Source organism: Dyella jejuensis (genome assembly GCF_044904675.1).
GTDB lineage: Bacteria > Pseudomonadota > Gammaproteobacteria > Xanthomonadales > Rhodanobacteraceae > Dyella_B > Dyella_B jejuensis.
In genome coordinates this window covers 55104-80907 of the sequence record NZ_JADIKJ010000015.1, presented here as the reverse complement: position 1 = coordinate 80907, position 25804 = coordinate 55104, and the positions used below count along the sequence as shown (strand labels likewise).

The 25804-nt window shown below is 64.3% G+C and carries 27 protein-coding genes; 14 read left to right on the top strand and 13 right to left on the bottom strand.

Annotated elements, in window-relative coordinates:
• Window positions 1-6: 6 nt before the first annotated feature.
• The gene (locus ISP15_RS13570) at window positions 7-1017 is read right to left on the bottom strand and encodes a KpsF/GutQ family sugar-phosphate isomerase (RefSeq protein WP_404548089.1); all 1011 of its coding nucleotides are present in this window, start codon (window positions 1015-1017) and stop codon (window positions 7-9) included.
• Between the two features lie 162 nt (window positions 1018-1179).
• On the opposite strand from ISP15_RS13570, the gene ISP15_RS13565 reads away from it, so the two are divergent.
• Together ISP15_RS13565 and murA are read left to right on the top strand one after the other, a co-directional pair.
• A complete protein-coding gene (locus ISP15_RS13565; RefSeq protein WP_404548087.1) occupies window positions 1180-1419 on the top strand; it encodes a BolA family protein in 240 nt (79 codons plus the stop codon).
• A 47-nt stretch (window positions 1420-1466) separates the two neighbouring features.
• Window positions 1467-2726: a UDP-N-acetylglucosamine 1-carboxyvinyltransferase gene (murA, locus tag ISP15_RS13560; protein WP_404548085.1), complete on the top strand. Its 1260-nt coding sequence runs from the start codon at window positions 1467-1469 to the stop codon at window positions 2724-2726.
• Window positions 2727-2808: 82 nt separating this feature from the next.
• On the opposite strand, the gene ISP15_RS13555 is transcribed toward murA, so the two are convergent.
• The 3 genes from ISP15_RS13555 to purM all read right to left on the bottom strand — a co-directional run bounded on the left by ISP15_RS13555 (window position 2809) and on the right by purM (window position 5406).
• Window positions 2809-3516, bottom strand: coding sequence for a DUF3108 domain-containing protein (locus ISP15_RS13555; RefSeq protein ID WP_404548083.1), 708 nt, complete (start codon window positions 3514-3516; stop codon window positions 2809-2811).
• Between the two features lie 44 nt (window positions 3517-3560).
• The gene (gene purN, locus ISP15_RS13550) at window positions 3561-4223 is read right to left on the bottom strand and encodes a phosphoribosylglycinamide formyltransferase (protein ID WP_404548081.1); all 663 of its coding nucleotides are present in this window, start codon (window positions 4221-4223) and stop codon (window positions 3561-3563) included.
• 154 nt (window positions 4224-4377) lie between these two features.
• The gene (gene purM, locus ISP15_RS13545) at window positions 4378-5406 is read right to left on the bottom strand and encodes a phosphoribosylformylglycinamidine cyclo-ligase (RefSeq protein ID WP_404548079.1); all 1029 of its coding nucleotides are present in this window, start codon (window positions 5404-5406) and stop codon (window positions 4378-4380) included.
• Between the two features lie 96 nt (window positions 5407-5502).
• Here purM and ISP15_RS13540 point away from each other — a divergent pair, with 96 nt between their 5' ends.
• The 5 genes from ISP15_RS13540 (at window position 5503) to ISP15_RS13520 (ending at window position 9693) form a co-directional block, all read left to right on the top strand.
• Window positions 5503-6495 (top strand): DUF2066 domain-containing protein, encoded by a 993-nt coding sequence (locus ISP15_RS13540; protein WP_404548077.1) that lies wholly within the window; start codon window positions 5503-5505, stop codon window positions 6493-6495.
• Between the two features lie 6 nt (window positions 6496-6501).
• On the top strand, window positions 6502-7080 hold the full coding sequence (locus ISP15_RS13535; RefSeq protein ID WP_404548075.1) for a CDP-alcohol phosphatidyltransferase family protein: 579 nt from the start codon (window positions 6502-6504) through the stop codon (window positions 7078-7080).
• 93 nt (window positions 7081-7173) lie between these two features.
• Entirely contained in the window at window positions 7174-8334 is a 1161-nt protein-coding gene (locus ISP15_RS13530; protein WP_404548351.1) for an AI-2E family transporter, read from the top strand.
• Window positions 8331-9038 (top strand): DnaA regulatory inactivator Hda, encoded by a 708-nt coding sequence (gene hda / locus ISP15_RS13525; protein WP_404548073.1) that lies wholly within the window; start codon window positions 8331-8333, stop codon window positions 9036-9038. The genes ISP15_RS13530 and hda overlap by 4 nt, the downstream gene beginning before the upstream one ends.
• Window positions 9039-9042: 4 nt before the next feature.
• Window positions 9043-9693 (top strand): VOC family protein, encoded by a 651-nt coding sequence (locus ISP15_RS13520; protein ID WP_404548071.1) that lies wholly within the window; start codon window positions 9043-9045, stop codon window positions 9691-9693.
• Between the two features lie 61 nt (window positions 9694-9754).
• On the opposite strand, the gene ISP15_RS13515 is transcribed toward ISP15_RS13520, so the two are convergent.
• Window positions 9755-10558, bottom strand: a complete 804-nt coding sequence (locus ISP15_RS13515) for an inositol monophosphatase family protein (protein ID WP_404548069.1) — start codon at window positions 10556-10558, stop codon at window positions 9755-9757.
• Between the two features lie 202 nt (window positions 10559-10760).
• Here ISP15_RS13515 and ISP15_RS13510 point away from each other — a divergent pair, with 202 nt between their 5' ends.
• The gene (locus ISP15_RS13510) at window positions 10761-11516 is read left to right on the top strand and encodes an RNA methyltransferase (protein WP_404548067.1); all 756 of its coding nucleotides are present in this window, start codon (window positions 10761-10763) and stop codon (window positions 11514-11516) included.
• 63 nt (window positions 11517-11579) lie between these two features.
• Here ISP15_RS13510 and ISP15_RS13505 read toward each other — a convergent pair whose 3' ends face one another.
• Window positions 11580-12899, bottom strand: coding sequence for a hemolysin family protein (locus ISP15_RS13505; protein WP_404548350.1), 1320 nt, complete (start codon window positions 12897-12899; stop codon window positions 11580-11582).
• A gap of 226 nt (window positions 12900-13125) precedes the next feature.
• On the opposite strand from ISP15_RS13505, the gene ISP15_RS13500 reads away from it, so the two are divergent.
• Entirely contained in the window at window positions 13126-13755 is a 630-nt protein-coding gene (locus ISP15_RS13500; protein WP_404548065.1) for a DUF47 domain-containing protein, read from the top strand.
• A gap of 165 nt (window positions 13756-13920) precedes the next feature.
• The gene (locus tag ISP15_RS13495; protein WP_404548063.1) at window positions 13921-15045 is read left to right on the top strand and encodes an inorganic phosphate transporter; all 1125 of its coding nucleotides are present in this window, start codon (window positions 13921-13923) and stop codon (window positions 15043-15045) included.
• Window positions 15046-15086: 41 nt separating this feature from the next.
• On the opposite strand, the gene ISP15_RS13490 is transcribed toward ISP15_RS13495, so the two are convergent.
• On the bottom strand, window positions 15087-15491 hold the full coding sequence (locus tag ISP15_RS13490; protein ID WP_404548062.1) for a hypothetical protein: 405 nt from the start codon (window positions 15489-15491) through the stop codon (window positions 15087-15089).
• A 63-nt stretch (window positions 15492-15554) separates the two neighbouring features.
• Between ISP15_RS13490 and ISP15_RS13485 the strand changes: the two genes are divergently transcribed.
• Both ISP15_RS13485 and recQ read left to right on the top strand, forming a co-directional pair.
• Window positions 15555-15890 (top strand): MGMT family protein, encoded by a 336-nt coding sequence (locus ISP15_RS13485; protein ID WP_404548061.1) that lies wholly within the window; start codon window positions 15555-15557, stop codon window positions 15888-15890.
• Window positions 15891-16037: 147 nt separating this feature from the next.
• Window positions 16038-17852 carry a DNA helicase RecQ gene (gene recQ, locus ISP15_RS13480; protein ID WP_404548060.1) on the top strand — a complete coding sequence of 605 codons (1815 nt, stop codon included), beginning with the start codon at window positions 16038-16040 and terminating at the stop codon, window positions 17850-17852.
• A 51-nt stretch (window positions 17853-17903) separates the two neighbouring features.
• Here recQ and ISP15_RS13475 read toward each other — a convergent pair whose 3' ends face one another.
• The 5 genes from ISP15_RS13475 to betI all read right to left on the bottom strand — a co-directional run bounded on the left by ISP15_RS13475 (window position 17904) and on the right by betI (window position 22894).
• Entirely contained in the window at window positions 17904-18260 is a 357-nt protein-coding gene (locus tag ISP15_RS13475; RefSeq protein ID WP_404548059.1) for a hypothetical protein, read from the bottom strand.
• A gap of 133 nt (window positions 18261-18393) precedes the next feature.
• Window positions 18394-18741, bottom strand: coding sequence for an MliC family protein (locus tag ISP15_RS13470; RefSeq protein WP_404548058.1), 348 nt, complete (start codon window positions 18739-18741; stop codon window positions 18394-18396).
• Window positions 18742-19039: 298 nt separating this feature from the next.
• Complete coding sequence (gene betA, locus ISP15_RS13465; RefSeq protein ID WP_404548057.1) at window positions 19040-20716, bottom strand: choline dehydrogenase; 1677 nt, start codon at window positions 20714-20716, stop codon at window positions 19040-19042.
• An 83-nt stretch (window positions 20717-20799) separates the two neighbouring features.
• Window positions 20800-22272 (bottom strand): betaine-aldehyde dehydrogenase, encoded by a 1473-nt coding sequence (gene betB / locus ISP15_RS13460; RefSeq protein ID WP_404548056.1) that lies wholly within the window; start codon window positions 22270-22272, stop codon window positions 20800-20802.
• A 31-nt stretch (window positions 22273-22303) separates the two neighbouring features.
• Window positions 22304-22894: a transcriptional regulator BetI gene (gene betI, locus ISP15_RS13455; RefSeq protein ID WP_404548055.1), complete on the bottom strand. Its 591-nt coding sequence runs from the start codon at window positions 22892-22894 to the stop codon at window positions 22304-22306.
• A 154-nt stretch (window positions 22895-23048) separates the two neighbouring features.
• Here betI and ISP15_RS13450 point away from each other — a divergent pair, with 154 nt between their 5' ends.
• Complete coding sequence (locus ISP15_RS13450) at window positions 23049-24587, top strand: BCCT family transporter (protein WP_404548053.1); 1539 nt, start codon at window positions 23049-23051, stop codon at window positions 24585-24587.
• A gap of 17 nt (window positions 24588-24604) precedes the next feature.
• Complete coding sequence (locus ISP15_RS13445; RefSeq protein ID WP_404548052.1) at window positions 24605-25396, top strand: TorF family putative porin; 792 nt, start codon at window positions 24605-24607, stop codon at window positions 25394-25396.
• A 6-nt stretch (window positions 25397-25402) separates the two neighbouring features.
• Here ISP15_RS13445 and ISP15_RS13440 read toward each other — a convergent pair whose 3' ends face one another.
• Complete coding sequence (locus tag ISP15_RS13440) at window positions 25403-25795, bottom strand: thioredoxin family protein (protein ID WP_404548051.1); 393 nt, start codon at window positions 25793-25795, stop codon at window positions 25403-25405.
• Between the last annotated feature and the right edge of the window lie 9 nt (window positions 25796-25804).

The following is a 25804-nucleotide window of genomic DNA, read 5'->3' as shown; positions in this document are numbered from 1 at the left end:
TGTCCGTCAAACCACGCGCGCGCGCAGCAGGTCGTGAATGTTCAGGGCGCCGACCACGCGCTGCGCGTCGTCGACCACCAGCAAGGCGTGAATCTGGTATTTCTCCATCAGCTGCGCCGCCTCGATGGCGAGTTTGTCCGCGCCGATGACCTTCGGGCCGCGCGTCATCAGGTCGCTGACACGGGCATTGCGCAGGTCGACGCCGTCGTCGTCCAGCGCGCGGCGCAGGTCGCCGTCGGTGAATACGCCCAGCAGATGCCGATCGTCATCCACCACCGCGGTCATGCCTAAATGTTTGCGGGTCATTTCCATCAGGGCTTCGGTAAGGCTGGCATCGGGGGCGATCATGGGGATGCCCGGACCGGTGTGCATCACGTCGCTGATATGCAGCAGCAGGCGGCGCCCGAGGCTCCCTGCTGGATGGGAACGCGCGAAGTCCTCGGAGGTAAACCCGCGTGCCTCCAGCAATGCGATGGCAAGTGCGTCGCCCATCACCAGCGCGGCCGTGGTGCTGGCGGTGGGGGCGAGGCCAAGCGGGCAGGCTTCGGCCGAGATGCCTGCGTCCAGGTGTACGTCGGCCTGGCCGGCCAGCGAGGAATCCGGGTTGCCGGTGATCGCGATCAGCGGGATGCCCTGGCGCTTGATCACCGGCAGGATGAACAGGATTTCGTCGGTCTCGCCCGAGTTGGACAGGGCCAGCACCACGTCCTGCGGCAGGATCATGCCCAGGTCGCCATGGCTGGCTTCGCCGGGATGCACAAAGAAGGCCGGGGTGCCGGTGGAGGCCAGGGTAGCGGCGATCTTGCGCCCGATATGGCCTGACTTGCCCATGCCGGTGACCACCACGCGCCCCTTGCAGCCAAGGATCAGCCGGCAGGCCTCGACGAAAGTCTGGTCGACGCGCGGCTCCAGGGCACGGATGGCGGCCGCCTCGGTGGCGATCACGGTGCGCGCGCTGCGCACGATGGCGGCGGCATCCACCTGGGTGGATTTGGGCTTGGCGATGGGTGCGTTCATGCGTCCTCGGCAGCTGGAGCGGGGTGCCACCTCCGTGTCGTTTCTGCGACAGCGGATTTCCATTAACATGGCATATTCGCATTCTATCTTGATGCCTGACGCCAATGGCTCGCCCCGCCGCAAGCGGCAGCCAGCGTTCAGGATCCCAGTATTGGAAAAACAATGGACGCAGCCAGCATCCAGGCAATGATCGAAACCGGCCTGCCCGGCGCACGGGCAAACGTGCAAGGGGACGATGGCGTGCACTTCGAGGCGGAAGTGGTCGCTGCGCAGTTCGCGGGCAAATTGCCGTTGGCGCGTCACCGTCTTGTCTATGCCACGCTGGGCGACCTGATGGGGGGCGCGATCCATGCGCTCGCGCTCAAGACTCTTACGCCGGAAGAAGCCGCTGCGCGCCGTTGATGGCCGCTGCAGCCGCTTGCCGGATTTTGCTTCCTTAAGGATTCCCGATGGCCAAGATCCTGATCAGCGGCGGTGAGCCGCTACGCGGCGAAGTTGGTATTTCCGGCGCGAAAAACGCCGTGTTGCCGATTCTCGCCTCCTGCCTGCTGGCCGACGAACCGGTAACCATCAGCAACGTACCGCACCTGCACGACGTGACCACCACCATGGAACTGCTCGGCCAGATGGGCGTGCAATTGGTGGTGGACGACCGCATGAAGATCCAGGTGGATCCGCGTTCCACCGATCGTTATTTCGCGCCGTATGAACTGGTGAAAACCATGCGCGCCTCGATCCTCGTGCTCGGACCGCTGGTGGCGCGCTTCGGCCAGGCCGAGGTTTCGCTGCCCGGCGGCTGCCAGATCGGCTCGCGTCCGGTCGACCAGCACATTCGCGGCCTGCAGGCGCTCGGTGCCGATATCGATGTCGAGAACGGCTACATCCGCGCGCGCGCCAAGCGGCTCAAAGGTGCGCACATCGTCATGGACATGGTCACCGTGACCGGGACCGAAAACGTGATGATGGCGGCGGTGCTGGCTTCCGGCACCAGCGTCATCGACAACGCGGCCCAGGAGCCGGAAGTGGTCGACCTGGCCAACTGCCTCAATGCGATGGGCGCGCAGATCGAAGGCGCGGGTACCTCGACCATGGTGATCCACGGCGTGGAGCGCCTGCACGGCGCTTCCTACGAAGTGCTGCCCGATCGCATCGAAACCGGCACCTTCCTGGTGGGCGCGGCGATGACCGGCGGCAAGGTGCGGGCCCGCAATGCGCGCGCCGATACGCTGGATGCGGTGCTGGCCAAGCTGGAGGAATCCGGCGCGCACATTTCCACCGGCCCGGACTGGATCGAACTGGACATGCAAGGCCGCCGCCCGAAGGCGGTGAACATCACCACTGCGCCGTATCCGGCGTTTCCCACCGACATGCAGGCGCAGTTCACCGCGCTCAACTGCGTGGCCGAGGGCGTGGGCATCATCACCGAAACCGTCTTCGAAAACCGCTTCATGCATGCGCATGAATTGCAGCGGCTGGGTGCGGACATCCGCCTCGAGGGCAATACCGCCATCATCCAGGGCGTGGACAAGATGAGCGGCGCGCCGATCATGGCGACCGACCTGCGCGCATCGGCCTGCCTGGTGCTGGCCGGACTGGTCGCCGAGGGCGACACCACGGTCGATCGCGTGTATCACATCGATCGCGGCTACGAGAACATCGAAGAGAAGCTCGGCACGCTGGGTGCGAAGATTCGCCGACTGCCGACTTGAATGGGACAGGGCGTGCTGCCGGATTAAACGCAGCGACACCCGCAGATGCAGATGGAAAAGGCCGCCGACGCGGCCTTTTTCTTTATGGCGAGCTGTAGCGCACCAGCTCCAAAGTCAAATCGCCGCCATCGCTCTGCGCCATCTTCACCGGCAGCGGGAATTGTTTCGGCACATACCAGGCATCGAAGTGCTTGTCCGAATCGGTGCGCGTCACGCGCTCGGCCTGGAAGCTGCCGGCCGGCACCTTGATCGATTCGGTTCCCTGCACCTTGAATTGCTGCTGCTCCACGCGCTGCTTCACGCCCACCGGCAAGGTCACGTTCTGGTTGCCGGCGCGCAGCGCGAGTCCCAGCGCCAGCGACATCGTGTTGCGGTCTACCATGCCGGGCGTGGCGGCATAGGTGGTGACGCCCTTGCCTTCGTTGACGCTGACCTGCTTAGCGTTCCAGTTCACTTGCATCACGCGCTGCCTGGTCTTGAGCGCGCTCACCTTGGAATTGTAGGTCTCGGTCTCGGGTGCGTCGTTGTTCCAGCGAAAGCGCGTGACGTCGCTGGAATTCGCGCCAAGCATCGCGGCCAGGCCGGAAGTGCCGTGAATCTGGTTGCTGTATTCGTACTCGCCATGGCCCAGCGACTTGAGCGTGATGGTGGCTTCACCCATGGCTTCGCCATCGCGCGAGACCTGGTAGGTGGCGGTGAAAGGCGTCGGCGGCGCGGCCAGCGCGGCGGTGGTGAATACGGCCAGCGCAAAGCCGGCGAGGAGGGTGCGGGGTAGTTTGAGGGTGCGCATGGATCGGCAGTGTACGCACAAATCCTGAACACGTCGTTGCGCGCTTAGCAGAGCAAATTCCCGTGCTGCCATCGCAAAGGATGGCGGAGCCGTTCGCCATCCAAACTGACACCGTTTTCGTCGAGGGCCAACCGGCCGGCTGCGATAAGCGCCACCACCGCGGGCAGCAGCTGGTGTTCGAGCGGGAGCAGCCTGGCAGCCAGGGTATTTTCGTCATCGCCCGCTTCGATCGACAGCGGCGCCTGCGCAATCACCGGGCCGCCATCGAGTTCGGCCGTCACGTAATGCACGCTCGCGCCGTGCTCGGCATCGCCAGCCTTGAGCGCTCGACGGTGAGTGTGCAGGCCACGGTATTTCGGCAACAGCGACGGATGGATATTGATCATCCGGCCGGCCCACGGCTGCAAGGCGTCGCCGTCGATGATGCGCATGAAGCCGGCAAGTACCAGCAGATCCGGCTTGCTTGCCGCGATCCGTTCGAACAGGGCGAAGTCGTAATCGCGGCGTTCGGCATAATCGCGCGGGTCGAGCACGACGGTGGGCACGCCCGCCAACTGCGCTAGTTGCAGCGCGCCCGCGGCGGGCTTGTCGCTGGCAACCAGCACGAACTCCACTGGCAGTTCCCCGCGTTCGCGCGCGGCCAGCAAGGCGGCGACATTACTGCCGCGGCCGGAAGCGAGGATGGCGATGCGAAACGGTGAGGGCATTGTGTGCCTGGGCGGAGGCTTTCTTTGCTTCGGAAAGAACAGGGAGTAAAGCGCGAACGGCCAGGCCAATATCCGATGAAAACGGCAGTCCGGCATCACTTCGTAGCGACCCCTTCATCCGGATTTTCCGGAAAGGAAAGGGTTGTTCGAGTTATCAGCTGATATGCACGCGCTCGTCGCCTTGCGCCTTGATCACTTCGCCGATGACCCGGCTATCCAGTCCATGCCTGGCCAGCAAGGCCGATGCGGCGGCGACGGCATCGCGTGGCAGCAGTACGGTGAAACCCACGCCGCAGTTGAAGGTGCGCCACATTTCCTCGCGCGCCACGTTGCCTTCGCGCATCAGCCAGTCGAACACCGGCGGCAGTACGATGGCGTTGGCGTCCAGCTTCAGGCCGAGGCCGTCAGGTACCACGCGGATGATGTTTTCTTTTAGCCCGCCGCCGGTGATGTGCGCCATGCCGTGCACGGTGCCCAGCTTCAGCAGTTCCAGCAGCGGTTTTACGTAGATGGTGGTCGGCGCCATCAGCGCATCGGCGAGCCTTACGCCGCCAAGATCCAACTCCAGCGGATTGCCCGCGCGCTCGACGATCTTGCGGATCAACGAATAGCCATTCGAATGCGGACCCGAAGAGGCCACGCCCAGCACGACATCGCCAGCAACGATAGTGTCGCCGCTCAGTAGCGCGGCCTTTTCCACCGCGCCCACCGTAAAGCCGGCCAGATCGTATTCGCCCGGCGGATACATGTCGGGCATTTCCGCCGTTTCGCCGCCGATCAAGGCGCAGCCGGCCAATTCGCAGCCCTTGGCGATGCCGCCGACCACGGCGACCGTGGTCTCCACGTCGAGCTTGCCGGTGGCGAAGTAATCGAGGAAGAACAATGGCTCGGCGCCCTGCACGAGCACGTCGTTGACGCACATGCCGACCAGGTCGATGCCGATCGTATCGTGCCGGCCGAGCTGCTGGGCGAGCTTGAGCTTGGTACCCACGCCGTCGGTGCCCGAGACCAGCACCGGCTCCTGGTAGCGCGTACCCAGGTTGAAAAGGCCACCGAAGCCGCCCAGGCCACCCATGACCTCCGGGCGGAAGGTGCGCTTGACCAGCGGCTTGATGCGTTCGACCACGGCATTGCCGGCATCGATATCCACGCCGGCGGCGCGGTAGGTAAGGGCGTCGGACATGGTGGAACCCGGCCTCGGAAAACATGCAATGATAGACGTTAAGGGTTGGATTGGGCAGACTTTCCTGCAATCCCCGCCCTGGACACGGCCCCGCCCATGCGTCTGTCACGCCTGCTGATCGCCACCCTGTTGCTTGGTCTCGTCGGCGGCCTGCCGCGGATGGCCCCCGCTCAGACGACCTCGCCCTATACGGTGGCGGTGCCGGTCACCGATGTCAGCGACGCGCAACGCAGCCAGGCTTTTTCCACCGCCCTCGGGCAAGTGCTGGCGCGCGTTTCCGGCGGCCAGGACCTGAGCGGCAAGGATGGTTATGCCGACGCATTGAAGAACGCCGGTGGCATCGTCAAGCAGTTCCAATACCAACGCGGCGCGGGCAGCCCGCCGAGCCTGAGCTTGTCGATCACCTTCGATCAAGGCGCCGTGCAGCGCCTCGTTACCCAGATGGGTGCCGCCACGGCCGGCGTAAAGCCGCCGCTATTGCTGATAGTGAAGGGAAGCGATGGCAACCTGCTTGGCAAGGACGACCTGGGTGCGCTCAGCGACGCGGTCGCCAAGCAGGGCTATGCGGTGAGCTACGCCGACCCCTCCCAGCTGCCGGACTTGGCAAAACTGGCGGCTGCCGATCCGGCCGCGCTGTCGGCCATCAGCCGGCTCTACCACACGGGCCTGGTGCTGATCGGCGATCTCCACGGCAAAGCTGCCGACTGGACGCTGGTCAGTGGTGGCCAGGCGCAACACTGGAACGCACAGGGCGACAGCGAAGACGGCCTGTTCGCCGATGCCGGTGCCAACGCCACCAACCGCCTGGGCCAGGCGCTCAACGTCATCGGGGCGACCACGGTCGATGGCAAGCTGTGGATCACCGGACTGCACACGGCAATGGATTACGCGAACTTGCTGGCGACCTTGCGCGCCGATCCATCGGTGCAGAAGCTCAGCACGCTGGGCGGGCAGGACGATGGCGTGCTGCTGGCCGTGAAGGCGGGCATGCCCCTGGATGGCCTGGCCGCCAATCTTGCCGCCGGCGGACACTTGATCCAGGGCAGTGCGCACGACGGCGCAGACGTCAGCTTGCGTTGGCTGCACTGAAAGCGCATGACTGGCGCGATGCCTGCCGCGTCGCTTTCGCCTTGGCGGCATTTGCCCAATGCCATATCGATAATGCGGGTGGCGCTGGTCGCGCCGATCTGCGGGATACTGCTGCAACGGAACTGGCCGGCGGCGCTGACGCTGGTTGCCGTGGCCGGCATCTCCGACGGCGTGGATGGGTTCCTTGCCCGTCGTTATGGCTGGCAAAGCCGGCTAGGCGGCATGCTCGACGCGGTCGCCGACAAGTTGTTGCTGATCAGCTGCTTCGTGATCCTGGCGTGGTTGCGGGAGACGCCGATCTGGCTCGCGCTGGTCGTGTGCGGACGGGACCTGGTGATCGCATCCGGCGCATTGCTCTGGCGGCTGCTGATCGGCCGCATCGATCCGCAGCAGAGCCTGCTGTCCAAAGCCTGCACGCTGATGCAGATCGCGTACCTGCTGGCTGTGTTGTTGACGCTGGCGCAGTGGCCATCACCGCCAGCGCCGGCATTCATCTGGCCGGTCGCCGGGCTGTGCGTGGCAAGCGGCCTGGACTATGTACTGCGCTGGTCGCGCCGGGCCTGGCATGCGCGCCGAACCTCGTGAGCGCTTCCGGTGCCCGCCGCAAGGCTTTGAACAGCCCGTTAGATAGGCCACACTTCCCTGGGTCTGTCCGCTACCGATGAACTGTCCGTGTCCATAAGCCAAGAGACATCCCGCCGCTGGCAGATGCTGGCGATCACCGTTTTCATCGGTCTGCTGGTGTGGCTGCTTGCGCCGGTACTGATGCCGTTCGCGATCGCCGCCATGCTGGCCTACCTGGGCGACCCGCTGGCCAATCGATTGGAACGCCTGGGGCTTGGGCGCACGCTGGCGGTCAGTATCGTATTCGTGGTGCTGGTCCTGCTGATCGCGGCCGCGCTGCTGCTGCTGGTACCGCTGATCGCACGCCAGATCGAAAACCTGGTGCAAAACTTTCCGCGCTATGTGGAATGGGCCAGGGACACCGCGTTGCCTTGGCTGCAGACGAAACTGCACCTGGATCCGGGGACCTTCGACACCGACCGGCTGGTCGCCCAGTTCAAGGAGCACTTAGGTTCCATCGGCAGCGTGATCGGGAGCATTTCGCGTTCCGGCTTCGGCGTGATGATGTGGCTTACCAACCTGGTGCTGATCCCGGTGGTGTGGTTCTACCTGCTGCGCGACTGGGACAGCCTGGTGGCGTGGATCGACCGCATCCTGCCGCGCTCGGTCGAACCGACCGTCGCACACCTGGCGCGCGAATCCGATGCGGTGCTCGGCGCCTTCGTGCGCGGGCAATTGCTGGTGATGCTGGCGCTGGCCATCTATTACGGCGTGGCGCTGACCCTGATCGGTATTTCGGTAGGCCCGCTGATCGGCATGGTCGCGGGTTTGCTCAGCTTCGTGCCGTACCTGGGCTTCATCACCGGATTCGCCGCGGCGATCATCGCTTCATTGGTGCTGCACGGCGACTGGCCGCACCTGCTGATGGTGGTCGGCGTTTTCGTGGTCGGACAACTGCTGGAAGGCTATGTGCTGGTGCCGCGGCTGGTGGGCGAAAAGATCGGCCTGCACCCGGTAGCGGTGATCTTCGCGGTGTTGGCGGGTGGCTACCTGTTCGGCTTCCTGGGCGTGTTGCTGGCCCTGCCGGCCGCCTCGGTGATCGTGGTGTTGCTGCGGTACCTGGCGCAACGCTATCGGCTCAGCGAGCTTTACACGGAAGAAGGCGAGCCCGATACCGTGATCGCCGAAGTGGACGTCAAGGTTGGCCAAGACGCCAACGGCGAGCTACAAGCCGACGCCAAGGTCGCCAAAGTCGACGAACCACACAAGCCATGACCGCGCAGTTGCCGTTGAGCCTGCGCTGGCCGCGTCGCCAGCGCTTCGAACATTTCCATGCCGGCGCCAATGAAGCGGCGGTAGCGGCGGTGCATGCGCTCGCCGCGCAAGCGCATGCACCCTGGGTGTACCTGAGCGGCGTGACCGGCAGCGGCAAAAGCCATCTGCTGATGGCCGCGTGCCAAGCCGCCAGCGAGGCCGGGCGCACCGTGCAATACCTGCCGCTGAAGAACCTGCGCGAGCATGCCGCGGCGATCCGCGGCGTGGCCGGCAGCGAGTGCATTGCACTCGATCACCTGGATGCGCTCGCCGGTGAACGCGAGGCCGAGCATGCCCTGTTCGATCTTTACAACCGTGCCCGCGCGGAAGCTACCTCGCTGATCTTCGCGGCCGAAGCGGCGCCAGCACAGCTGCCGCTCGTGCTTCCGGACCTTCGCTCCCGCCTTGGCGCATGCACGCAGTTCGTGCTCAAGCCGCTGGACGACGTCGAGCGGCGCGAGGTATTGAAGCGCCAGGCCGCGCTTCGCGGCATCGAATTGGACGACACGGTGCTTGACTGGCTGTTTGCCCGTTACGCGCGCGACCTTGGCGCATTGCTCGATCTGCTGGATCGGCTCGACCAGGCATCCCTGGCGGCGCAGCGCCGCGTGACCGTGCCTTTCCTGCGCAACGTGCTGCGTGAGGCCAGGCAAATTCCCGATTGAGGAGATGGGGGCCGTCGTGATCTCAGGAAAGATCCCGGGCGGCGTCAAGGCAAGCATGCCTTGGTGGCGAAAACTGGTCGGTATCATGGTGATCGCGCTGGTCACCGTGCTGGTGCTGAATCCACAGTTCGCCTTCCTTGGCGTGCTGCTGGATGCGAGCGTGCTGGACGTGATCTTGCTCTGTGGTTTCAGCTCTTGTTATTTCGCGACCAGGTCCGGATGTGCTTGGTTACCGCGTATGCGTTCTGCCAGCGTTATTGGCGTCGCCTCAAAATTCGCACGCGCTTTAGACGGAGTTGAAGCCGATAGATGTGTCCTGTTCTATGCGTCGCATTTCGGTGCGAAGGCGGGCCGCCGGTATATCCATGCCAGCAAGGGGTTTGAATCCTGTTTCCTGCGTTTTGACGACGGGGCTCGCCTGGAGGTAATGAAGACGACCGCCCTGGCGCCCGCGGCTGCTGCGCCAGGCGTACAGCGCATGGGGTTGACGCACATGGCGATAGCGGTGGGCTCGGAGCAGGAAGTCGATCTGCTTACGCAGCGCCTGAGGGAAGAAGGCTATCCAGTGCTTGACGGGCCGCGCCGCGCGGGCGATGGCTATTATGAAAGTGTCGTGCTGGACCCGGACGGCAACCGCATCGAGATCACGGTATGAAAATGCATCCGTGCCAAATGACAGAAAGCGCCCGAGGGCGCTTTTTTTGGTTACGGCCCAGTTATGCCCTGAGCAGCGCCGGGGTGGCGTGGGCGCCGATCGTTTCCACCATTGCCTTCACCACATGCAGGTTGCCGGCAACGATGTTGCCGCTTTCGGGAATACCGTCGCGACCGGCGAAATCGCCGTACTGGCCGCCCGCTTCGCGCACCAGCAATACGCCGGCCGCCATATCCCACGGCTTGAGGCCGATCTCGAAGAAACCGTCGTAGCGGCCGGCCGCGGTGTAGGCCAGGTCCAGGGCGGCGGAGCCGGAGCGGCGGATATCCTCGGCCTGTGTCAGCAGGGCGCGGGTCATCGCCAGCTGCGAATCCAGATGAGCGCGTTGGCGATAGGGAAAGCCGGTGGCGATCATGGCGCCGTTGAGGTTTTCGCGCTTGCCGACGCGGATGCGGCGATCGTTGAGATATGCGCCGTCGCCCTTGCTGGCGGTGAACAATTCATCGCGCAGTGGATCGAATACCACCGCATAGACCGGTTCGCCCTTGTCGAGCAGGGCAATGGAAACGCTGAAGTGCGGGATACCGCGCAGATAGTTATGGGTGCCATCCAGCGGATCGATCACCCATACCAGCGGCCCCTTGCCGGTGGCGCCGCTTTCCTCGGCGAGGATGGCATGGGTGGGATAGGCGCGACGCAGTTCCTTGACGATTTCCGCCTCGGCCAGCCGGTCGACCTCGGACGCAAAGTCCATGCGCTGTTTTTCAACAACGTTGAGGCCCTCGATGCGGTTCATGTAACGCAGGATCACGTTACCGGCGGAGCGCGCGGCGCGTACCGCGACGTTGACGGCGGGTCTGGTCATGGCTTTGGCTTGGCAAAAGAACGGGTTAGCGGCCGGGAATGTTAACAGAGCGGGGTGGGAGGGGCGAGCGGCCGGGCGCGGGCAGGGCGGATGCAAGCCGATGGCGGCACCGGAATCGCAAGCTTGCGCGGTTGCGCCGCTCGCCGCTGGTGCTTCCTCCCACTATCCTTGCCACCCTCCTACGCACGGCGCGCGCCCAGGCATGATCGACGACCTTCCCCATCGTTTGCGCTTCGTGCTCGTGCGCACCTCCCATCCAGGCAATATCGGCAGCGCGGCGCGGGCCATGCGGACCATGGGCTTCACCCGCATGGAACTGGTCCTGCCGCATCGCTTTCCGGACCGGGAGGCCTCCGCCCTGGCGGCGGGCGCGGACGCTGTACTGGATGGCGCCGGGGTCCATCCGGGACTGGTGGATGCGCTAGCAGGAAGCAGCCTCGCCCTGGGCCTGTCGGCGCGCCGCCGCGGCGTGAACCTGCCCGAGCTGACGCCGCGCGAGGCGGCCATCCAGGCGCTTGCCGCGGCCGAACGCGGCGGACAGGTGGCGCTGGTGTTCGGCAACGAACGCACCGGCCTGGAGAACGAGGAGCTGGCGCGCTGCCACGCGATGGTGCGCATTCCCAGCGTGGACGATTTCAGCTCGCTCAACCTGTCGCAGGCGGTCCAGGTGATGGCCTACGAACTGCGCATGGCTTCGCTCGGCGAGCGCGCGACGGCCCCGCCGTCGCTGCATGACGAGCCGCCGGCGGATGCGGCGCAGATGGAGCGTTTCTACGAACACCTGGCGCAGATGCTGGACGATATCGACTTCCACAAGGGGCGCGCGCCGACCACCATCATGCTGCGCTTGCGCAAGCTGTTCCAGCGCGCGCAGATGGATGAGCGCGAACTGCGCATGCTGCACGGTATCTTTGCCGATGCGCAGCGGATGGCGCGCCTGGCCGCCGGAAAAAAATAGCCTGGCCCGCGCGCGTCCGGCTGCCGGCCGCATGGCGCCCGCTGCCTTCCGCGCTGCTGCCCGCTATTGTTCGTCGTCGGCCACGTTGATGCGCGGTGCCGGCGTCACCAGCAGTTTGTCGATGCGAGCACCGTCCAGGTCCACTACTTCGAAGCGGATGCCGCGCCAGGCAAAGACTTCGCCGGTTTGCGGAATGCGGCCCAGCGCCGCCATCACCATGCCTGCCGCGGTGCGAAATTCGTGTTCCTGTTCGCCCGGCAAATGGTCCAGCTGCAGCAGTTCGCGCAGGTCGTCGGTAGAAATCGCGCCGTCCACCAGCCAGCTGCCATCCGCGCGCTGCACGATCGGCTGGCTTTCCTCGCCGCCGTGGCCGAGCTGGCTGGCGCCCACCACCGCCGCCAACAGATCGTTGAGGGTGACGATGCCGTCGATGTCGCCGTACTCGTCCACCACCAGCGCCATCGGCGTTTCCGCGTCGCGGAATTCTTCGAGCAGGTCGAGCGCGCGCGCGGTAGCGGGCACGTACAGCGGCTTGGCCAGGGTACGGAACAGTTCCGGCTTGCCAAGCGTCATGCTGCCGAGCAAGGTCTTTACTTCCATTACGCCGACGATATCGCTTTCATCGCCACGGTAGACCGGATAACGCGAGTAGGAGGTTTGCCGCAATATCTCCAGGTTTTCTTCTAGCGGAGCGTTCATGTCGAGCCACGCGATACGTGTGCGCGGGGTCATCACGCTATCCACCGTGCGGTCGCCCAGACGCAGCACGCGGTTCACCATGGCCTGCTCGTCCGCATCGAGCACACCTTGCTCGGTGCTTTCGGCCACCAGCAGGCGGATTTCCTCTTCCGTGGCGGCGCTTTCGCCGCGATCCTTCACGCGCAGTACTTTCAGCAGCGCGCTGCTGGAGCGGTTGAGCATCCATACGAACGGCGCGGTGGCGCGCGACAGCACCAGCATCGGCATGCCGACAACCGTAGAAACCTTCTCCGGCGCGGACAGCGCCAATCGCTTGGGCACCAGTTCGCCGATCACGATCTGGATGAAGGAAATCACGGCGAAGCCCAGCACAATACCGATGATCCGGGTATAGGGGATAAGCCAGGACACGCTGCCATTGTGCAGCAGGTCGGCGATGCGCGAACCCACGGCATCGCCGGCTACCGCGCCGGTAATCAGCATCACCAGCGTAATGCCGACCTGCACGGTCGAGAGGAAATGCTCCGGCGCCTCCGCATGGCGCAGCGCGATCTGCGCGCGACGGCTGGTGCGGGCCATCTGCTTGAGCCGGCTCTTGCGCGAGGCAACCAGCGCCATTTCGGAGAGCGCGAAGAAGCCGTTGCAGAGGGCGAGGACAACAACGAGCGCGATCGTGGTCAGCATCGCGACGGGGCGGTTGGTCGTGACATGCCAATCAGTGTAAGACACACCGGGGGCTGCGAGGCGAGGCGCCCGCTGCAGCGCGGGGCGACGCCCGGCGTGGCGCGGTGGGCCGGGTTTGCCCGTGGGTCCCCTGCGGCGCGGCGGCTGGCCTCTCGTCCCTGGCTCCGGCCGTCCTGTAACATGCGCGGCACGTTTGCCCCTCCCGCGCTGCCCAGGTCCTTCCTGCATGTTTTCACTCCAGACAATTTTCGGCAAAGGCGACAAGTTCTACGGCCTGCTCGAACAGAGTGCCGAAGCGGCCCACGAAAGCGCCAAGGCCCTGCATGAGCTGGTGACCCAGGCCGACCACGCGCCCGTCATGGCGGCGTTCTCGCGCGCCCGGGCGCGGGAAAAGGCGCTGGCGGCGCAGATCAGCGAGGAGCTGGTGAACACTTTCGTCACCGCGCTGGATCGCGAGGATATCGAGGCTCTCAATACCGCGCTCTACAAGATTCCCAAGAGCGTGGAGAAATTCGCCGAGCGCTACGAGATCGTTGCCGCCCGGCTGGCTGGCGTGGATTTCGGCCAGCGGGCGCTGGTGCTGGCGCGCTCTACCGAAGTGGTGGTGCAGATGATCGGTGAACTGCGCCACGGCCTGCGCATCGATCCGCTGAAGAAGCTGCAGGATCGCCTGCAGACGCTGGAGTCGGAAGGCGACCGCATGCTGCTGGCGCCTTACCGCACGCTCTACCTTGAGAGTGACGATGCGATGCGCGCGATGCTGGCGAAGGACTTGTTCGAGCTGATCGAGAAGGCCATCGACAAATGCCGCGACGTCGGCAACATCGTCTATTCCATTGTGTTGAAGAATTCCTGAGGAGCACGCCTTGCACGCTCTCCTTCATGCATGGCATGCGCCGGAAGCCTGCCCGCGACAGCCGCATGCACCGCGCCTGGAATACGCGCTTGCTCCAGGCATGCGGCCCAGGCAAACGCCATGCGGCCCGCACAGGCGCTGCGAACGGGTCGTTGGAGCGCGCGCATGAGCCTTGGCCTGGTCGCCGTGGTGGTGTTGATCGCACTCGTCTTCACCTATATCAACGGCTTTCACGACACCGCCAACTCGATTGCCACCGTGGTCGCCACCAAGGTGCTTTCGCCGGGGCAGGCGGTGCTGCTGGCCGCCGTGACGAACATGATCGGCGCGTTGTGGGGTACTGCGGTAGCGGCCACCATCGCCGCGGGTATCGTCAACACCGGCGTGGTCGACGCGGGTCCGCAATTGCTGGTCTGCGCCCTGCTGGCCGCTATCGTGTGGAACCTGATTACCTGGTGGCTGGGCCTGCCATCCAGCTCCAGCCATGCGCTGGTCGGCGCATTGGTGGGCGCGGCCATCGCCGAATCCGGCGGGCGGTTCGGGGCGGTGATCTGGGCCCAGGGCGGCGTGCATTGGTGGGAAGGCAAGGGCGTATTGCCCAAGGTGGTACTGCCGATGGTGGTGTCGCCAGTGATGGGTTTCGTACTCGGCTTTCTGTTGATGGGCGGCCTCTACGCGCTGTTGGCCTGGTTCGCCAGCCGCAGCAGCTTCCTGCGTTACCTCGGCCGCACGCCGTTCGTGAACAGTTTTTTTGGCAAGGCGCAGATTCTGTCGGCCAGTGCGATGGGGCTGGCGCACGGCATGAACGATGCGCAGAAAAGCATGGGCATCATCGCGCTGGCGCTGGCCAGCGCGACGGCGGCAGGGCAGTTCGACAGCTTGCCCGCATGGCTGTCGTTCCTGCGCATCCATGAATCGACCCACGGCGGTTTCGCGGTGCCGTCATGGGTGGCCGTGGTGTGCGCGCTTACCATGGCCGGAGGTACCGCCGGCGGCGGCTGGCGCATCATCAAGACGCTCGGCCACAAAATGGTGAAGCTGCATCCGATCAACGGTTTTGCGGCCGAAGGCAGCTCGGCGCTGGTGATCCTCGGCGCGTCGGCTTTTGGCCTGCCGGTGTCGACCACGCACGTGGTGTCGTCGTCGATCATGGGCGTGGGCGCGGCCAAGCGCTTCAATGCCATCCGCTGGTCGGTGGTGGAGCGCATGGTCTGGGCGTGGATTCTCACGCTGCCGGTGACGGCGCTGGTCGCCTGCGCGTTCGTGTACCTGGCCCGGCAGTTTGGCTAATCATGGATCGGCGCGAGCCACGCGAATAGGGTGGCCCGCCCCTAGAAGCTGTCGCCGCCGTTCACGATCACCTGCTCCAACTGGTCGCCAAGGCTGCCCAACTCGCCGATGAGCCGGCGCAGCTCCTGCTGGTCGAGCAGTTCATAGGGCCGGTTCTCGCACAGGTGCAGGTAGGGCGAGCCATCCAGGTCGGTCACGGCCAGGAAGCCGTTGCGTTGTTCCCAGTTGAAGCGCAGGCAGCGCTTGGGATCGGTGCCGGAGAGCGGGCCGATCGGCGTGGAAATGCGCAGGTAGCGGTGTCCGTGCTCATCTTCCAGTTCGGCCAGGTAGATGCCCTGGTGGCGGCCATGCGGAAGCGCCAGATCGAAGCTGATCAGATAGGGATCGTTCTGCCGCAGGGTATGCAGGCTGCCGATCAGCGAACGCACGGCTTCGAAGTGATGCATGCGGCTGTCCCAAAGGGAAGACGGATGGCTGGTACTCTGCCACGAGCTTGGTGAAGGTGCACCATGAAAGAGGAATATTTGCGAGTCTTCGCGGCGATCGCCGCCATTCCAGCCGGGCGCGTCGCCAGTTACGGCGCGATTGCCGCGCGGGCCGGCTTGCCGGGTCGTGCCCGCCTGGTGGGGCGGCTGCTGGGCGAGGTGCCCGATGGCATGGTGCTGCCCTGGTACCGGGTACTGCGTTCGAGCGGCCATATCGCCATGCCGCCTGGCAGCCGCGGCTTCCGCGAGCAATGCCGGCGGCTGCGTGCCGAAGGTGTCGAAGTGAAGAATGGGCGCGTGCCGCTGTCGCGGTTTGGCTTGGACGCGGATGTGGATCGGGCCGTGTGGGGATGGGAATGAACCCCGCGGCAGGCGCGCAATGGCGTAGTGGTCGATGCCTACAATTTTCCGCTGAGGTCGCCGGTTGATGCATTTGCATGGATTTGAATATCTGGTGTCACTGTTTGTTTCTTTCCGTTTCCCGTGAGCCACGCTAGCCTTTCGCCGATGCCTGCCAGTCCCCTCGATATTCTCCAGAGCGTTTTCGGTTACGCCAGTTTCCGCGGTCCGCAGCAAGCCATCGTCGAGCACGTCGCCGACGGCGGCGATGCGCTGGTGCTGATGCCCACCGGCGGCGGCAAATCGCTGTGCTACCAGATTCCCGCCCTGTTGCGGCAGGGCACGGGGATCGTGGTGTCGCCGCTGATCGCCTTGATGCAGGATCAGGTCGATGCCTTGCGCGAGGCCGGCGTATCCGCGGCCTACCTCAATTCCAGCCTCGACGCCCAGCAACAGCGCGAGGTCGAACGCCAGCTGCTGGCCGGCGAACTGAACCTGCTCTACGTGGCGCCGGAACGTTTGCTCACCGCGCGTTTCCTCGAATTACTCGAGCGGACCGAAGTGGCGTTGTTCGCCATCGACGAAGCGCATTGCGTGTCCCAATGGGGACATGATTTCCGGCCGGAATACCGTGAGCTGACGATCCTGCACCAACGCTTCGCGCAGGTGCCGCGCATCGCGCTTACCGCCACCGCCGATCCGCGCACGCGCGAGGAAATCGTCGAGCGGCTGGCCTTGCAGGACGCGCAACGGTTCGTGTCCAGTTTCGACCGGCCCAACCTTCGCTACGTCGTTGCATTACGCCACAACCCGCGCAGCCAGTTGCTTGGCTTTCTTGATGGGCATCGCGGCGATGCCGGCATCGTTTATTGCCTCAGCCGGCGCAAGGTGGATGAAACGGCGGCGTGGCTGGCCGAGGCGGGCATCGAGGCGTTGCCTTATCACGCCGGCCTCGATGCCGCGACACGGGCCGCGAACCAGCAGCGCTTCCTGCGCGAGGATGGCGTGGTGATGGTGGCGACGGTCGCGTTCGGCATGGGCATCGACAAGCCGGATGTGCGTTTCGTGGCGCATCTGGACCTGCCGCGCAGCATGGAAGGCTATTACCAGGAGACCGGCCGCGGGGGACGTGACGGCTTGCCGGCCGATGCGTGGATGGTCTACGGCCTGTCCGACGTGGTGACGATGAGCCAGATGATCGCGCAATCCGAATCCGGTGATGATCGCAAGCGCATCGAACGCTCGAAACTGGATCTACTCCTTTCCTACGCGGAAGCTACGCAGTGCCGCCGCGAGCTGCTGCTCGCCGCATTCGGCGAGGCTTACCACGGACCCTGCGGTCAGTGCGATAACTGCCTGCATCCGCCAAAAACCTGGGATGCCACCATTCCCGCGCAAAAAGCCTTGTCCGCGGTGTATCGCAGCGGACAACGCTTCGGCTCGGGGCACGTCATCGATATCCTGCGCGGTATCGACGGCGAACGTGTGAGCCAGCTTGGCCACGATCGCCTGACCACGTTCGGCATTGGCGCGGACATGGACGAAAAGCAATGGCGTTCGGTGTTCCGGCAGTTGCTGGCGGCCGGCCTGCTCGCCACCGATGCGGAAGGGTTCGGCACCCTGCGCCTTACGGCAGCCAGTCGCGACGTATTGATCGGCCAGCGTAGCGTGCACATGCGCGAAGAAACACGACCGGCACACCGCGCATCGCGCCGGCGCGACAGCCAGCTGGTGACGGGCGCGAGCCTCGGTATCGAAGCCTACGAGCAGCCGCTGTGGGACGCGCTGCGCGCCTTGCGCGCACGCCTAGCCAAACAGCATGGCGTGCCCGCCTACGTCATCTTCCATGACGCCACGCTGCTGGCCATGCTGCGCGCAATGCCGGAAAGCGAAGAAGACCTTGCATCGATCAGCGGTATCGGCGAAGCCAAGCTCAAGCGTTATGGCCGCGACTTTCTCGAAGTGATCAACGCGAACGAATGAACTCCCCTGCGGGCAGCAGGTAGCCGGACAGGCGGATCAGCCACCGCACTCTTATAGCCATGGTGAACGATCACCATGCTCGGGCACGCCTCGCCCTGTGCGGCCTTGCGAACGACGCGAACGACGCACGTGGGCCGGGGAGGGATCAAAGCCCGCCATCCTGGAAACGTGGGTCGCGCGAGCCAGCCGGGCGTGCGCCCGATCGCCCGGCTCGGGCAAGTAACGCCATTCGCCTAATGCCTGGGGCAGGCGTGCCCGCGGCCACGCCTGACGCAGCGCGTCCAACGCCTGTTGCGCGGAATCGTGCCGCGCCACTTCGTTTGCCTCGACCAGCGAGCGCCAGCGATGACCATGCCGGACGATGCGGAACAAGCCGCGGCTAGAGGGAAACACGTATTGCGGAACCATCGGAAATACTCCTGACCGATGGTGAAAGCATGCGCTTGGGCCATGACGCGCCGATTAAGCCCATGCGTCATTACCGTGGCGATGTGCGGACGTCTTGATGACGGGCATGGCCATTCGTTAGAGCCGCGTGATATCAGCGGGCCTGACAGTCGATGCTCGGCGAACTGGCAATGGTTTCGCCGGATGCCAGCGGTGCCAGCATCCCGTCGTGCATGCCCTTGGTCCACCATTGCCAGCCGTCACCGGTATAGCGGGCGCCGCTGCCGGACAGGGCGACATGCAAGGTATGCGCTTCACCATGGACCTTGATCAAGGCGGTATCGGCATCTGGATAAGCCGCCTGCACGGTTTGCCCGTCGCTGCAGCGGTAGTCCGTCCAGGATATGGGCAGGCCTCGGTCAGCATGCCTGGCGGCCGGGGCCACGCAACCCGTGAGCGCTAGCGTCGCGATCGATGCCAACAACAGGTTGCGGCTATGCATGGCTGGCCCTCGGCATGTAGGGCCAGCATAGACCGAGTGGCGATCGGATGCTCCAGGGACTGTTCGCACCATCGCATAGCCCGCGTTAGCGTTCGTGGCTGGCTGCCAAGGCAAGCCGCGCGCTATCGCACGGCGGCCATGCAACGCTCACCTACGAGTCGGGTCTGTCTGGCCGCCAGGCGGCGTCATCACTCGGTCGTGTACGGCGGATACGCCGTCGCTCTTCCTTGGCTGGCGAGCAAACAGTCTTCGGCACGATGCGAAGGGTATGAACAGGCGCTGGCATCCTTGGGGTCGATCAGGAAGCCGAGCGCAGCGGTGCGCCGTTGGCGACGTAATAAGGAGCCTGCGCGCGCGGTAGCGGATCCCTGCCGCGAATCGCATCGGCGATTTTTTCCGCGATCATGATGGTCGGCGCATTGAGATTGCCAGTGGTTACCTGCGGCATGATCGAGGCATCCACCACGCGCAGGCCCTCGATGCCATGCACACGGCCCTGGCCGTCCACCACGCACATGTCGTCGTTGCCCATCTGGTTCGAACAAGAGGGATGATAGGCGGTTTCGGCGTGCGCACGGATGAAGGCGTCCAGCTCGGCATCGGTTTGCAAATTGGCACTGGGCGAAATTTCCCGGCCGCGATAAGGAGCAAGCGCCTGCTGCTGGAAGATCTCGCGCGTGATGCGGATACCCGCGCGGAATTCCCGCCAGTCCTGCTCGTGCGACATGTAGTTGAAGAGAATGCTCGGGGGCTGCCGTGGGTCTTTCGAACGAAGGTGGATGCGGCCGCGGCTGGGTGAACGCATCGAGCCGACGTGGGCCTGGAAGCTGTGCACCTTGATCGGATGGGAGCCGTTGTAGTTCACGGCGATCGGCAGGAAGTGGTACTGCAGGTTTGGCCACTCGAAGTCTTCATGCGAACGAATGAAGCCGCCGGCCTCGAATTCGTTGCTGGCGCCGATGCCGCTGCCGAAGAATAGCCATTCGGCGCCGATTCTTGCCTGGTTATGCAGTTTCAATGCCGGCGCCAGCGATACCGGCTGGGTACATTCGTATTGGATGTACATCTCCAGATGGTCCTGCAGGTTCGCGCCGACGCCGGGCAGGTGATGAACCAACGGAATATCCAGTCCGCGCAGCAGCTCGGCCGGACCTACGCCAGAGCGTTGCAAGATCTGCGGCGAAGCAATGGCGCCGCCGCACAGCAATACTTCGCGGCGTGCATGCGCCTGTTGTGCGTGGCCGCGTTGCAGCCACGTCACGCCTACGGCGCGCTTGCCTGCAAACAGGATGCGGTCGGTCAATGCGTGCGTAACGATGGTGAGGTTGGGACGGGCACGCGCCTGGTCCAGGTAACCGCGTGCGGTGCTGGCACGGCGGCCGCGCGGGGTGACCGTGCGATCCATCGGGCCGAAGCCTTCCTGCTGGTAACCGTTGAGGTCGTCGGTACGCGGATAGCCTGCCTGCACGCCGGCCTCGACCATGGCATGGAACAACACGTTGTTGCCGTGCCTGGGCGTCGCCACGCTCACCGGGCCGTCGCCGCCGTGATAGAGGTTCGGTCCGGTATCGCGTGTCTCGGCCTTCCTGAAATAAGGCAGGCAATCCAGATACGTCCAGTTTTCCAACCCGGGTCGCCTGGCCCAGTGGTCGTAGTCGAGTGCGTTGCCGCGGATGTAGCACATGCCATTGATCAACGAGGAACCGCCCAGTCCTTTGCCGCGGCCGCATTCCATGCGGCGATTGTTCATATAAGGCTCGGGATCGGTGAGATAGGCCCAGTTGTAGCGCCGGCCCTGCAATGGATAGGCGAGGGCGGCGGGCATCTGCGTGCGGAAATCAACGCGATAATCCGGTCCGCCTGCTTCCAGCAACAGCACGGTGACATGCGCGTCTTCGGTCAGGCGCGTTGCCAGTACATTGCCGGCGGAACCTGCGCCGATAATGATGTAGTCGTATTCCCGAATGTCGGCCATGTCGATTCCTTGTGTGATGGCGGCAAATGAAGGCAGCGGCGATGCCAGCGACGGACCCCGTGCCGGCATCGCGCAAACGTGGTCTAGAACACCGAGGCGAACGGTCCCAGTTCCACCTGCACCGACTTGATGCGCGTGTAATGGGCCAGTGTGCTGATGCCGTTCTCACGGCCGACACCGGATTGCTTATAGCCACCTACCGGCATTTCGGCCGGCGATTCGCCCCAGGTATTGATCCAGCAAATGCCTGCCTGCAATTGATGGATGGCACGATGCGCACATGCGAGATCGGGCGTGACCACGCCGGCGGCGAGCCCGAAGTAGGTGTTGTTCGCGCGCGCGATCACTTCGGTTTCTTCCTCCCAGCTGAGAATGCTCATTACAGGGCCGAAGATTTCCTCGCGCACGATGGTCATGTCATCGGCGCAGTCGGTAAATACCGTCGGTTGCACATAGGCGCCGCGTGCCAGCGCGCCATCGGTGGCGCGCCGGCCGCCGGCAAGCAGCTGCGCGCCTTCGCGCTCGCCTTGCGCGATCAACGACAGCACTTTTTCCATATGCGCAAAGCTCGCCAGCGGGCCGAAATTCACCGACGGCTCAGTGGGATCGCCCATGCGGATGCGCGCGGTGCGTGCCAGCACCGCTGCCTCGAAAGGCGCCTGGATCGAACGGTGCACGAACACCCGCGTGCCGTTCGTGCACACCTGGCCGGAGCTGAAGAAATTGGCCATCACCGCGATATCGGCGGCGCGCTCGATATCGGCATCGGGAAAGATGATCAGCGGCGACTTGCCGCCCAGTTCCATCGTCACTTCCTTCAGCGAGGAGGATGCCGCGCTGGCCATCACTTTCTTGCCGGTTTCCACGCCGCCGGTGAAGGAGATCTTCTCGATCCGGGGATGTTCGGTCAGCCACTGGCCGACCGATCGTCCGGCACCCTGCAGCACATTGAACACGCCGGCGGGCAGGCCGGCTTCCGTATAGATTTCCGCCAGCTTCAACGCCGTAAGCGGGGTCACTTCGCTCGGCTTGAAGATCATGGCATTGCCTGCCGCCAACGCCGGGGCGGACTTCCAAAGCGCGATCTGGATCGGGTAATTCCAGGCGCCGATGCCCGCCACGACGCCGAGGGGCTCGCGGCGCGTGTAGAAAAAGCTCGATTCACGCAGGGGCACCTGTTCGCCTTCGAGGGCGGGTGCGAGGCCGGCGTAATACTCCAGCACGTCGGCACCGGTGACGATGTCCACGGTGGAGGTTTCCGCATAGGGCTTGCCGGTATCCAGGGTCTCTAGCAGCGCCAGTTCGTCGTTGCGCTCGCGCAGGATGTCGACGGCCCGCCGCATGACGCGCGAGCGTTGCATCGCGGTGAACGAGGCCCATTCGCGCTGGCCTTGTTCGGCGCTCGCGACAGCGCGCTCGACGTCGGCTTGCGAAGCGCGCTGCACCTGGGCGATGACGTCGCCATTGGCGGGATTTACGGTTTCGAAAGTTTCGCCGCTGGTCGCGTCGGCGCGCGTACCGTGGATATAAAGCTTTTGCGGTTCGTGATGGGCCATGTGCTCTCCATGCTTGCGGCCGTCGGCGCTTTCAGTGCGCGCGCTCCGGCAGGTGTTGATCCAGGTATTCGTAGGCGATCCGTTGGGCCTGTGCGACATCGAATTCACCGCCGGCCAGGCTTCCGCGCAGCCACAGGCCGTCGATCATGGCGGCGAGTCCGCGTGCGGCCGTGCGTGCCGGCTCAGGCGGCAGCACACGCTGGAATTGATGGCTGAGATTGGAATAGAGGCGCCGATCGTTGGCGCGTTGCAGCCGGCGCAGCTGTGCATCGTGCATGCTGGCCGCCCAGAAGGTGAGCCAGACGCGCATGGCGGTCGCGCTCACCTGCGAGGGGTCGAAATTGCCCTCGACGATGGCGCGCAGCTGGGACCGGGGATCGGGCGCGGCCATGACGGCGCGGCGCGCGACCGCGTTGCGCAGGTCGCGCAGGATCTGCCGCATGGCCGCGTTGAGCAGCCCGTCCTTGCCGCCGAAGTAATGGCTGATGATGCCCGTGGACAAGCCCGCGCGTCCGGCAATCTCCGCGATGGTGGCATCGGCCAGCCCGACCCTGTCGATGGTGTCGAAGGTCGCACGGATCAATTGATCGCGCCGGATCGGTGGCATGCCTAGCTTGGGCATAACGGAGCAAGAGTCTGGTCGGAACAGGCCTGGAAGCTTAGTTTATCTTGATTGAACGTTCAATCAGGAATCGATAGACTCGAGCGTGCACACGCCCTGGATCTCGGCCAAGTGGTGCTGGCGCATGATCGGATTCGCAACGGAATGCAGGTACATGGATAAGAAACACACGCAAAGCCCGGTCGCGACGGCCATGCGGCTCAATCCCAAGGTGTTCTTCTGCTCGGCCATCGTGATCCTGCTGCTGGGCGCGCTGATGGTGCTCCAGCCCCAGGCCGCCGCCGTCTGGCTGGACCACGCGCAGGCATGGATTTCCCGCGTCTTCGGCTGGTATTACGTGCTGATCATGATGGCCTGCCTGGTTTTCGTGCTGTGGCTGGCGGCCTCCCGGCACGGAAACGTCAAGCTCGGCAAGGATCACGAAGCACCCGCGTTCGGCTATGTGTCGTGGACATCCATGCTGTTTTCCGCGGGCATCGGGATTGCGCTGATCTATTACGGCGCCTACGAGCCGCTCGATCACTTTCTCTCGCCGCCGCAAGGCATCGGTGGCACCGCCGAGGCGGCGCGCCAGGCGATGGCGATCAGCTTCCTGCACTGGGGCCTGCATGGCTGGGCGCTGTACGCGCTGATGGCCGTCGCGTTGGGTTATTTTGCATATCGGCGAGACTTGCCGCTTGCCTTGCGTTCGGCGCTGTATCCGCTGTTTGGCGATCGCATCCACGGCTGGATCGGGCATGCGGTGGATGGCTTCGGCATTCTGGCGACGCTGGTATCGATGGTGACCAACCTGGGGATCGGCGCGTTGATGCTGAATTCCGGCCTGCACTATCTGTTCGGCATTCCGGCGACACCGCACGTGCTGACCATGCTGGTCATCGTCATGATGGTGGTCGCCACGATCGCGGCGGTATCGGGCGTGGAAAAAGGCATCGCCATGCTTTCCGATCTCAACGTGCGATTGCTGTGCGTGCTGCTGCTGTTCGTGCTGGCGTGCGGACCCACGCTGCACTTGTTCGACGGCATGGTGCAGAACGTCGGCGACTATCTCTCATCGTTCGTGCAAAGCAGCTTCAACCTCTACCTGTATGGCACGGCACGCAAGTGGCTGGGCGAATGGACACTGTTCTATTGGGCCTGGTGGATTGCCTGGGCGCCGTTCGTAGGCATGTTCATCGCACGCATCTCGCGCGGGCGCAGCATTCGCGAAGTGATACTTGGCGTGTTGCTGATACCGCTTGGCTTTACGCTGGCGTGGCTGTCCATCTTCGGCAATACCGCGATCGACCTGGTGTTCAACCACGGAGCGAAGGAACTTGGCGAAGTGGCGCAGGCCAATCCGCCGATGGCCCTGTTCAAGTTGTTCGAATATCTGCCCTTCACCCGCATCGTTGCCGGCGTCACGGTGATCATCGGCTTCGTGCTGTTCCTTACGCCAGTGGATTCGGGCACCTTGATGATCGCCAACCTGTCCACCCAGGGCGGCGGTGGAGAAGAGGACGCGCCAGTCTGGTTACGCATTTTCTGGGCGAGTACCACCACCGTGGTGACCATCGGCCTGCTTTACGCAAGCGGGGGCAACTTCACCGCGATGCAAACCGCGGTGGTGTTGTGCGGCTTGCCGTTTTCACTGGTGCTGCTGCTGTACATGCGTGGACTGGTGAAAGCATTGGCGAACGAAGCCCAGCGCTAGCGCGATAGGAGTTCGTCATGAAGAGGCGGATCGCGCCGATCGTGGCGCTTGGCTGTGCCGTTACATGCGCTCACGCCGAGGATGGACGCGGCGCGTTGGCTGGCAATCTCACCGCGGCATCGCAGTATGTATCGCGCGGCTTCCAGCAAAGCTGGGGCAGGCCCGCGTTGCAGGGTGGCGTGGAGTACGGGGCACCGAACGGATGGTATGCAGGTAGCTGGCTCTCGACGATCAGCCCGTATGCAATCGAAGGCGGGCGCGTCGAATGGGATATCTATGCCGGAAAGCGTGGAAAGTTCGGGGCGCTGAATTACCAGGTCGCCTTGTATGATTATCGTTATCCAGGTGCCAGGGTTACCGCGACGAATACCCGGTATGGCTATTCGGAACTGGTAGCGGGCATGACATGGTGCGAATGGTCGCTGAGCTATTCGCTTACCGTGAGCCGCGACTATTTCGGCGACAACAGCCAAACGCTTGGCATCGGTGCGAACAGCCATTCGCGCGGTTCGGGATATATCGATCTTGCGCGCAACGTCGACCTCGGGCATGGCTACAGCCTTGCGCTTCACTATGGAAGGCAGCGCGTGAATCATTTCTCCAGCTACAGCTGGCAAGATGCCAGCGCCACGCTATCGCGCCGACTTGGCGGCTTCGACGTGGCGCTGGCGTATGCACGGGGATGGAACAAGGCTGGCGTCTATCGTCATGTCACGACTGGCGAGCCGGATCGGCAAGGCCGGTTGCATTTCTCCAATCCTGCCGCCGGCACGTGGTGGGCAAGCATTGGCCACGAATTCAGTTTCTGAGCGTGCTCAGGGCAGGGCTGACTGCGCCAGTTTCCTGATCTGGCCGGGATCGGTCACGCCGACGCTGCGGCCGGTTTCCTTGCTGCCGTCGTAGGCGATCAAGGTGCTCTGCGTGACAATTCCCAGCGCGCGCTTTTCGGCAGTCTGGTTGTCGTAGTCAAGTCGCAGGATCAGCAGCTTTGCGAAGGCGGGGTCTTTCGCCATGGCATCGATCGTGGGCGCCTGTTTGCGACAGGTCGGGCACCAGCTTGCATACGCATCCACCAGCACGGGTTGGCCGGCCGCCTGGGCGGCCTTGAGCGCTGCGGTGGTGAAGGGTTGGATGGGTTGGGCCAGCAACGGCGTGGCAAACAGCAGGCTGAAGAGCGTGATAGCGCAAAGCTTGCGAAAGATGGACATGGCGGATCC